We start from the raw sequence: 8620 nt of genomic DNA on the forward strand, positions 1-8620 counted from the left end.
GCGGTCGTCGGGATCTGATGACGGCACTTGGCGTACAGCCACGACGCCACCGCCGACTCCGTTCCCGGAAACGTCCGGGACCCCGCCGTTCTTCCTGTCCGCAGGACGTCTAGCCGGCGAGCCGCTCGACCGCCGCCCGCACGCGCTCGTCCGTCGCCGTCAGCGCCACGCGGACGAACGTCTCGCCCGCCTCGCCGTAGAAGTCGCCCGGCGCCACCAGGATGCCGCGCTCCGCGAGGTGGGCGACGGTGTCCCAGCAGGACTCGTCGCGGGTGGCCCACAGGTAGAGGCTGGCCTCGCTGTGCTCGATCCGGAAGCCGTGGCCGAGCAGCGCCTCGCGCAGGAGGCTGCGGCGGGCGAGGTAGCGGGCGCGCTGCTCCTGGACGTGCGCGTCGTCGCCGAGGGCCGCCACGACCGCCGCCTGGGTGGGCGCCGGCGTCATCATGCCGCCGTGCTTGCGGATCTCCAGGAGAGGCGCGAGGACGGCCGGGTCGCCCGCGAGGAAGGCCGCGCGGTAGCCCGCGAGGTTGGACCGCTTGGAGAGCGAGTGGACGGCCACGATGCCGTCGTAGGAGCCGCCGTTGACGTCCGGGTGCAGGACGGAGACCGGGTCGGCCTCCCAGCCCAGCTCCAGGTAGCACTCGTCGGAGAAGACCAGGACGCCGTGCTCGCGGGCCCAGGCGACGATCCGGGTCAGCTCGGCCTTGTCCAGCACCCTCCCGGTCGGGTTCGACGGGGAGTTGAGCCACAGGAGCTTCAGGCCCGCCGGGTCCAGCTCGGTCGGGTCGTCGTACACCTCGTAGTCCGCACGGGCCAGGCGCGCGCCGACCTCGTACGTCGGGTAGGCGAGGCGCGGGTACGCGACCCGGTCGCCGGGACCGAGGCCCAGCTGGGTCGGGAGCCAGGCGACGAGTTCCTTGGAGCCGACGATCGGCAGGACGTGCCGGTGGGTGACCCCGCGGGCGCCCAGGCGCCGCTCGACCCAGCCGGTGATCGCGTCGCGCAGCGCCGGGGTGCCCCAGACGGTCGGGTAGCCCGGCGAGTCCGCCGCGTCGATCAGCGCCTTCTGGATCAGGTCGGGGACCGGGTCGACGGGGGTGCCGACGGAGAGGTCGACGATGCCCCCGGGGTGCGCGGCAGCCGTCTTCTTGTACGGCTCCAGCTTGTCCCAGGGGAAGGTGGGAAGGCGGTCGGAGACTGCGGACACGGCTTTCGCGCTCACTTTCGGGTCGTACGGGTCCTACGGGTCGTACGGCAAACGCCTCGGTCCCGCACAGCCGTGATCAGGCCGTACGGGACCGGGGCGGCACGCCTTGAGGGTGCCGGATGATCAGGCCTGCGGCGGCAGCGCGGCGATGAACGGGTGGTCCCGCTCGATCAGGCCCAGCTTGCTGGCGCCGCCGGGCGAACCGAGCTCGTCGAAGAACTCGACGTTCGCCTTGTAGTAGTCCTTCCACTCATCCGGGGTGTCGTCCTCGTAGAAGATCGCCTCGACCGGGCAGACCGGCTCACAGGCACCACAGTCGACGCATTCGTCCGGGTGGATGTACAAGGACCGGGAGCCCTCGTAGATGCAGTCGACCGGGCACTCCTCGATGCACGCCTTGTCCTTCACGTCGACACAAGGCTGCGCGATGACGTAGGTCACGCTGTCGTTCCTCCTCCATAGGGCGCTGGCGGGCCTCCTCAGGCTCCGCCGCCTCGCGCGCGGGAGCGCGGCGTCGTCGATGCCCGCCCCTAGTATCTCCGTTCTTGGGCATGATCCGAACAGGAGGGGTGAACTGACCTGTGGAAATCTCCGCCGCCGGACGTCTCGTCGTCCGTATCTCCGCTGCTGACGTGGGCAAACGGGTATCCGTCCGGTACCTGACCGAATCCGGTGTCACCCAGGAGAAGTTCACCGACACGGTGGGTGTTCTCACATCATGGGACGACGGTGTGCTGCTGATCACGCGGCGGGACGGTGAGAGCGTCCGCATTCCGGAAAGCGCGCTGGTCGCGGGCAAGGTCGTGCCCGCCGCACCGGCCCGGCGCCGGGGCCCGGCCGCCTCGTACGAGGAACTCTCGCGGGTGGCCACGCGCGCGTGGCGGCCCGTCGAGAGCGAGCGGCTCGGCGAGTGGGAGCTACGGGCCGCCTCCGGCTTCACCCGCCGCGCCAACTCCGTCCTGCCGGATGGCGACCCGGGCCTTCCCCTCGACGAGGCGCTGAGCGCCGTACGACGCTGGTACGGCGAGCGCGGGCTGCCCGCGTACATACAGACCGCCACCGGCGCCGAGGGCACGCAGGAGCTGCTGTGCGCGCAGTTGGAGGAGCGCGGGTGGACGCGGGAGGTCTCCGCCGAGCTGTGGACCGGGGCGCTGGCCCCGATCGCGGACCGGGAGACCGAGGGTGTCGTGCTGACCCGGGAGGCCGACGCGGACTGGCTGACGCGCTATCAGCGCAAGGGGGTGAGCGAGGTGGCGCTGAGAGTTCTGGGGAGCGGGCCGTCGGTGTGGTTCGCCACGGTCCCCGGTGCGGACGCGCCCGCCGCCATCGGGCGGTGTGTCGTGGACGGCCGGTGGGCGGGGTTCGCGGCCGTGGAGGTGGATCCTTCGCTACGGCGACGGGGGCTGGCCTCGACCGTGATGGCGGCGCTGGCCCGGCGGGCGCTCGACGAGGGCGCGTCGGCCGCGTGGCTCCAGGTCGAGACGGAGAACGCGGGGGCGCGGGCGCTGTACACCGGAATGGGGTTCACCGCGCACCACGCGTACCACCACTATCGCGAACCGGTCGTCTCCGACGGCACGCGGTAGTAGCGATCGCTGTGAAAGGGCACGAGCCAGCTATGCGTCCCCCATACCCCCCGCCGTCCGAACGGTCCGCCGAGCTCCGGAGGCGGTTCGCCGACGAGGCGCGCGCCGAGCGGCCCGACCTGTCCGCGCTGTGTCTGCTGGTGGGGGCGGCGGCGGACGGAGAGCTGGACGAGGCGGGCATCGACTTGGCGCAGGTCGAACTCGACGAGCTGGCGGGGCGGTTGCCGTTCCGGCCCGGGGGCCCGCGGTCGTGGGCGGTGTCGCTGCGGGAGCTGTTGGGCGACCGGTGTGGGTTCCGGGGTGCGCCCGTCGACTATCAGCGGCTGGAGTCGTCGCTGCTGCACCAGGTGCTACGGCGGCGGCGCGGGCTGCCGATCCTGCTGTCCGTGGTGTGGATGGAGGTCGCTCGGCGGGCCGGGGCGCCGGTGTACGGGGTGGCTCTGCCGGGGCACTTCGTGGTGGGGTTCGGGCCGCCGGAGGAGCAGGTGCTGGCCGATCCCTTCGACGGGGGGCGGGTGTTGAGCGGGGGTGATGCGGACGTGTTGGTGGCGGGGGCCACGGGGGCGTCGCTGGATCCCTCGATGCTGGTTCCCGCGGAGCCGCTGGAGGTGGTGCAGCGGATCCTGAACAACGTACGGGCGTGGGCCGCGGCTCGGCCGGAGCGGTCCGATGTGTCGTTGTGGGCCGTGGAGTTGGCGCTGGCGTTGCCCTCGCATCCCGCGCGGTTGCGGTACGAGCGGGCGCAGTTGCTGGTGCAGAGGGGGGACTTCGTCCTGGGGGCCGGGGAGTTGGAGGCGTACGCGGAGGTGGTGGGGGCGGTCGACGAGGCGGCGGCGGCGAAGGTCCGGCAACAAGCACACGCGGCGCGAGCGATGTTGAACTGAAGAGCTACAGCCAGCCCTTCTCTCGTGCGATGCGGACTGCCTCTGCCCTGTTGCGCACCGCCAGCTTCTGGATCGCCGTCGAGAGGTAGTTGCGGACCGTTCCCTGGGACAGGTGCAACGTCGTTGCCAGTTCGGCGTTTGTCGAGCCGTCCGCCGCTGCTCTCAGGACCTCCCGCTCCCGGTCCGTCAGCGGGTTCGCGCCGCCTGCCAGGGCCGCTGCCGCCAGTGTGGGGTCGATGACCTTCTCGTCCTTCAGGACCTTCCGCACCGCTTCCGCGAGTTGGGACGCCGGGGCGTCCTTGACCAGGAAGGCGTCGGCGCCCGCCTCCATCGCGCTGCGGAGGTAGCCGGGGCGGCCGAAGGTCGTGAGGATGACCAGCTTCACCGCCGGGAGGTGCTCGTGGAGCTGGGCCGCGGCCTCGATGCCCGTCGCGCCCGGCATCTCGATGTCCATGAGGGCCACGTCGACGTCGTGGGCGCGGGCGGCCTCCAACACCTCGTCGCCGCGGGCCACTTGGGCGACGACCTCGATGTCGTCCTCCAGCCCGAGCAGCGCGGCGAGGGCCTCGCGGACCATCGACTGGTCCTCGGCGAGCAGGACCTTGATCGTGCGGGTCGTCATGAGGCGGATCCTACGTCCGCCGTGGCGGGCGAAGCTCCTGCGGGGACCCTCGCGACCAGCCGGAAACCACCCTTGACCCGCCCCGCCTCCAGCGTGCCGCCCGCCTTCTCCAGGCGCTCGGTGAGCCCGGTCAGGCCGTTGCCGGGCCCCTCCCCCGAGCCACCCGCGCCGCCCGAGCCGTCGTCCTCGACGGACAGCTCCAGCATCGGCCCGTCGAGGGTCTGGCGGCGCAGCAGCTCGACCGTGCAGCGCCGGGCCCCGCTGTGCCGTACGACGTTGGTGACCGCCTCGCGCAGCGCCCAGGCCAGGGCGGACTCGCTGTCCTCGGGGATGCCGTCGAGGTCGGGGTCGGCCGGGACCTCCGCGGCGATCCCGGCCGTCGTCAACGCGACCTCGACGCCCGCGAGTTCGGCGGCGAGGCGGGGACGCCGGTAGCCGGTGACGGCCTCGCGGACGTCGACCAGGGCCTGCCGGCTGACCTGTTCGATGTCGGCGACCTGCTGGGCCGCCTTCTCGGGGTGGTCGGGGAGCATCCGGCCCGCCAGCTCGCTCTTGAGCGTGATCAGGGACAGGGAGTGGCCCAGCAGGTCGTGCAGGTCGCGGGCGAGGCGCAACCGCTCCTCGTTGGCCGCGAGATGGGCGACCTTGGCGCGGGCCTCGCGCAACTCGACGGTTGTCCGGATCAGTTCGCGGACGCCGGTCATCGAGAAGCCGCCGAGGAGGGCCGGGAAGAGCAGCCCGGTCAGGAAGGACCGGCCGCCGGGGACGGAGAGGGCGACGGCGGTCAGCAGGGCGGAGACGACCGGGATGCTCCAGCGGGCCATCCGGAACGGCAGGGCCGCGCCGGAGGAGATCGCCACGTACACGTACAGGACCAGCCATTCGCGGCCCAGGGTCAGGGAGAGCACGGTCGACTGGGCGGCCAACACCGCCACCGAGCCGAGCACCGCCCGGTTGGTCTCACCGCGCCCGGTACGGAAGACCAGGGCGAAGTACCAGGCCACGAAGGCCACCAGGCCGATCCAGCCGAGGACCTGGACGCCCGGGCGGTGTCCGCCGTGCAGCAGGTCGCCGACGGGCGCGCTCAGATAGGCGAGCCAGATCCCGATCCAGAGGAACTTGACGACCTGCTGCCTGCGGTTCTGCGGGCGCTGCCCGATGCCGACGGTGCTCACGCCTTCAGCGTGTCCTTCCGGTACAGCCAGGCCGCGCCGCCCGCGAACAGCGCGAAGGAGACGGCCAGGATGACGAGGTCCTGTGCGTGCGGGGCGCGGCTCTGCTCGATGGCCTGCCCGAGAGCAGCGTACGCGTGCGTGGGCAGCCACTTGGCGATGTCCTGCAGCCACTGCGGGAAGGTCGTCGAGGGCATCCACAGGCCGCCCAGCATGGACAGGCCGAAGTAGGTGATCATCGTGATCGGGCGGACCGCGTCCCCGGAGGCGAGGTAGCCGATGGCCACGCCGAGCGCGGCGAAGACCAGGCTCCCGGCCCAGATCGCGGCGGTCAGCGCGAGCCACTGCCAGGCGTCCAGGCGTACGTGCTTCACGGCCGCGGCGACGACGAACACGACCACGATCGAGGGCAGGCTCACCACGGCGGCGCTCGCGGTCTTGGCGAGGACATAGCCGCGCCCCGGGAGCGTGGTCAGCCTCAACTGCCGTACCCAGCCGCTCTCCCGCTCCTTCGCGATGCGCTCGCTGTTGCCCATCAGGACGGCGGTCAGGGCGCCGAAGGAGGCCATCGAGACCATCATGTACGTCGGCACGGTCAGGCCGGTGCCGTCGACCTTGGTGGTGCTGTCGGCGTTGCCCGCGATGATCAGGAACAGCAGCGACGGGTACATCACCGAGAAGAACAGGAACTTGCGGTTGCGCAGGGCGCGGGTGAGTTCCAGCTTGATCAGGCTGTTCACGACTGCTTGGCCTCCTCGGCTGCGGTGATGGCGACGAAGGCCTGCTCCAGACCGAGCCCGGCGACTTCGAGGTTGCGGGGGTAGACGCCGAGGCCGTAGAGGGCGTGGACGGTCGCGTCGGCGTCGGTGGACTGGATGCGGACGGTCTGGCCGGAGATGTCGATGCTGGTGAGGAAGGGCAGTTCACGCAGAGGCGCCTCCTCGATCACGCCCTCCAGGTCGAAGGCGATCCTGCGGGCACCCGCCTTCGCCTTGATCTCGGCGGCGGTGCCGTCGGCGAGCAGTCGGCCCCGGTGCAGCACGAGCACCCGGTCGGCGATCGCGTCCGCCTCCTCCAGGTAGTGCGTGGCGAAGAGGACCGTACGGCCCTGGTCGGCCTGTTCGCGCATGGTGGCCCAGAAGGCCTGGCGGGTGGTGACGTCCATGCCGGTGGTCGGCTCGTCCAGGACGATCAGGTCGCTGTCACCGGCGGTCGCGAGGGCGAAGCGGACGCGCTGGGCCTGGCCGCCGGAGAGCTTGTTGACCTTGCGGTCGGCGATCTGGGAGACCCCGGCGCGGGCCAGGACGTCGTTCGGCTGGTACGGCTTCGGGTGCAGGGCGCAGGCCAGCCGGACCAGCTCGGCGACCGTCACCTCGTCCATCAGGCCGCCGCTCTGCAGCATCGCGCCCACCCGCCCGGCGACGATCGCCTCGCGTGGCCTCATGCCGAAGAGCCGCACGCTGCCGCTGTCGGCCTGCTTGAGGCCGAGCAGCAGATCGAGCGTGGTCGACTTGCCGGCGCCGTTGGGGCCCAGCAGCGCCACGGTCTCCCCCGGCCGCAGGGTCAGAGTCAGCCCGTCCACGGCCCGGACCTCGCCGTACGCCTTGCTCACCTGGTCGAACGCGACCACCGAAGCTGTCGTTGTCATACGGCCATGGTGGCCGCGGCGGTGGGGCCGCGGGCAGTGTCGGCCGTCCGGAGTGCCGCATGACAGATGTCATACGGCACTCCGCGGGGCGTCAGCTCGGGTTCGTCTCGATGGTGACGACCCGGTCGGTCTTGCTCAGCAGGGCCTGTCGTACGGCGCCGTAGACGTCCTGGGGTGTGACGGCCGTCTTCTGGCCGGTGCCCCGGGTGATCAGCACACCGTCGAAGAGGTTGCCGTAGAGCCCCTGGAGCGCCGCCATGTCGGGGCTGTCGACGAGCTTGCCGTTCACCGCCTTCACCCGGAGGAACTTCCACAGGGAGTTCTCGGGGCTGAACACGATGGAGTGCGCGGCGTCGGTCTGCACGGTGATCTTGGCCGACATCGCGGGCTCCGCGAAGGCCTTCATCTCCCGGTCGACCTCGGCGTTCGAGACCGAGGGCTGCTTGGTCGTGGTCGGCAGGGTCACCGCGGCGGCCGTGCCCGTCTCGACCTGGGTGCGGTACGCCTGCTCGACCGCCGCGACCGAGCGGTCCACGTCGATGCCCTTGCCCGCCTTGCCGTAGACGGCGACGGCCTTGCCGCTCTCGAACTTGATCGTGCCGTCGGTCGCGGAGCCGGAGCCGCCGGCGGCGTTCTCCAGGGCCGCGCGGAGCTTCTCCTCGTCGACCGGCATGACGGGGTCGATGACCCGGTGCTGGCCGAACAGGGAGCCGATCACGGAGACCGGGTTGTAGTCGCTGGTCGCCGCGGCGGAGACGGTGGCCTGCTCGTCGAGCTGGAGGCCCGCCTGGTCCGGCCTGAGCGAGACGGTGTCGCCGTCGACCGACAGCTTCAGCGCCTGGTCGACGCGCTTGCCGAAGACGTCGTCCATCTTCTTGACGGCGTCGTCGCGGGTGCCGCCGCCGATGTCGACGCCGAGCACGGTGGTGCCCTTGGGGACGTCGGAGCGGTTCATCAGGAGGCCGGCGCCGTAGACGCCCGCGCCGACGACGATCACGAGGCCGCCGACGAGGGGGAGCTTGCTGCGGCCCTTCTTTTTCTTCTTCTTCGACGAGGCGGTGTTCTGGGAGGCCGTGTCGGGGCGCGTCTGGGCGTCCGTCTGGGCGCCCGGCGGGACGACGGGGATGCCGCTGGTGACGGTGTGGCCGGAGACGTTCTCCCGGACGCCACCGTAGCCGGGGGTGCCGGGTTCGGGGGCCGGCTTCTGCGGGGTGAGGATCGCGGTGTCGTCGCTCAGACCGCCACCGGGGCCGAGGGTGCCGGCACCGGGGTTCTGGGAACCGCCGAGTCCGGTGGGGCCGGCGAGGCCGCCGACGATGCCGGGGCCGCCCGGACCGAAGCCGTTGGGGTTGCCGGTGCCGGGTCCGCCTACGCCCTTGCCGGTGCCCGGGCCGCCGACACTGCCGAAGCCGTTGGAGCCGCTCGCGCCGGGCCCGCCGGGACCGCCCTGGCCGACGGCTCCGCCCGGCCCGCCGGACGTGCCGGGTCCGCCCTGGGGAGG

The 8620-nt window shown here is 71.9% G+C and carries 8 protein-coding genes and 1 pseudogene; 2 read left to right on the forward strand and 7 right to left on the reverse strand.

The window, feature by feature from the left end; translation table 11 throughout:
* Positions 1–109 precede the first annotated feature (109 nt).
* Positions 110–1207 carry a bifunctional succinyldiaminopimelate transaminase/glutamate-prephenate aminotransferase gene (locus ABZ896_RS50640; RefSeq protein WP_360945625.1) on the reverse strand — a complete coding sequence of 366 codons (1098 nt, stop codon included), beginning with the start codon at positions 1205–1207 and terminating at the stop codon, positions 110–112.
* A 123-nt stretch (positions 1208–1330) separates the two neighbouring features.
* Entirely contained in the window at positions 1331–1648 is a 318-nt protein-coding gene (gene fdxA / locus ABZ896_RS50645) for a ferredoxin (protein WP_007384503.1), read from the reverse strand.
* A gap of 140 nt (positions 1649–1788) precedes the next feature.
* On the opposite strand from fdxA, the gene ABZ896_RS50650 reads away from it, so the two are divergent.
* The gene (locus ABZ896_RS50650; protein ID WP_360945607.1) at positions 1789–2793 is read left to right on the forward strand and encodes a GNAT family N-acetyltransferase; all 1005 of its coding nucleotides are present in this window, start codon (positions 1789–1791) and stop codon (positions 2791–2793) included.
* A gap of 32 nt (positions 2794–2825) precedes the next feature.
* A complete protein-coding gene (locus ABZ896_RS50655) occupies positions 2826–3677 on the forward strand; it encodes a transglutaminase-like domain-containing protein (protein ID WP_360945610.1) in 852 nt (283 codons plus the stop codon).
* Between the two features lie 4 nt (positions 3678–3681).
* Here the strand turns inward: ABZ896_RS50655 and ABZ896_RS50660 are convergent, their stop codons facing one another.
* From ABZ896_RS50660 to ABZ896_RS50680, 5 genes and pseudogenes are all read right to left on the reverse strand, one after another.
* Positions 3682–4299: a response regulator transcription factor gene (locus ABZ896_RS50660; RefSeq protein ID WP_360945613.1), complete on the reverse strand. Its 618-nt coding sequence runs from the start codon at positions 4297–4299 to the stop codon at positions 3682–3684.
* Positions 4296–5474, reverse strand: a complete 1179-nt coding sequence (locus tag ABZ896_RS50665; RefSeq protein ID WP_360945616.1) for a histidine kinase — start codon at positions 5472–5474, stop codon at positions 4296–4298. The genes ABZ896_RS50660 and ABZ896_RS50665 overlap by 4 nt, the downstream gene beginning before the upstream one ends.
* Positions 5471–6211: an ABC transporter permease gene (locus tag ABZ896_RS50670; RefSeq protein WP_360945619.1), complete on the reverse strand. Its 741-nt coding sequence runs from the start codon at positions 6209–6211 to the stop codon at positions 5471–5473. Before ABZ896_RS50670 ends, ABZ896_RS50665 begins: the two co-directional genes overlap by 4 nt.
* Positions 6208–7119, reverse strand: coding sequence for an ABC transporter ATP-binding protein (locus ABZ896_RS50675; RefSeq protein ID WP_360945622.1), 912 nt, complete (start codon positions 7117–7119; stop codon positions 6208–6210). Before ABZ896_RS50675 ends, ABZ896_RS50670 begins: the two co-directional genes overlap by 4 nt.
* A gap of 91 nt (positions 7120–7210) precedes the next feature.
* Positions 7211–8620, reverse strand: a pseudogene (locus ABZ896_RS50680) (hypothetical protein); the annotation flags it as partial.

Source organism: Streptomyces sp. NPDC047072 (genome assembly GCF_040643855.1).
In the GTDB taxonomy this organism is placed as follows: Bacteria; Actinomycetota; Actinomycetes; order Streptomycetales; family Streptomycetaceae; genus Streptomyces.

Coding starts and splice junctions, on each gene's coding strand:
- ABZ896_RS50675 (WP_360945622.1), bottom strand. CDS start 7,119: ATGACAACGACAGCTTCGGTGGTCGCGTTCGACCAGGTGAGCAAGGCG.
- ABZ896_RS50660 (WP_360945613.1), bottom strand. CDS start 4,299: ATGACGACCCGCACGATCAAGGTCCTGCTCGCCGAGGACCAGTCGATG.
- ABZ896_RS50655 (WP_360945610.1), top strand. CDS start 2,826: ATGCGTCCCCCATACCCCCCGCCGTCCGAACGGTCCGCCGAGCTCCGG.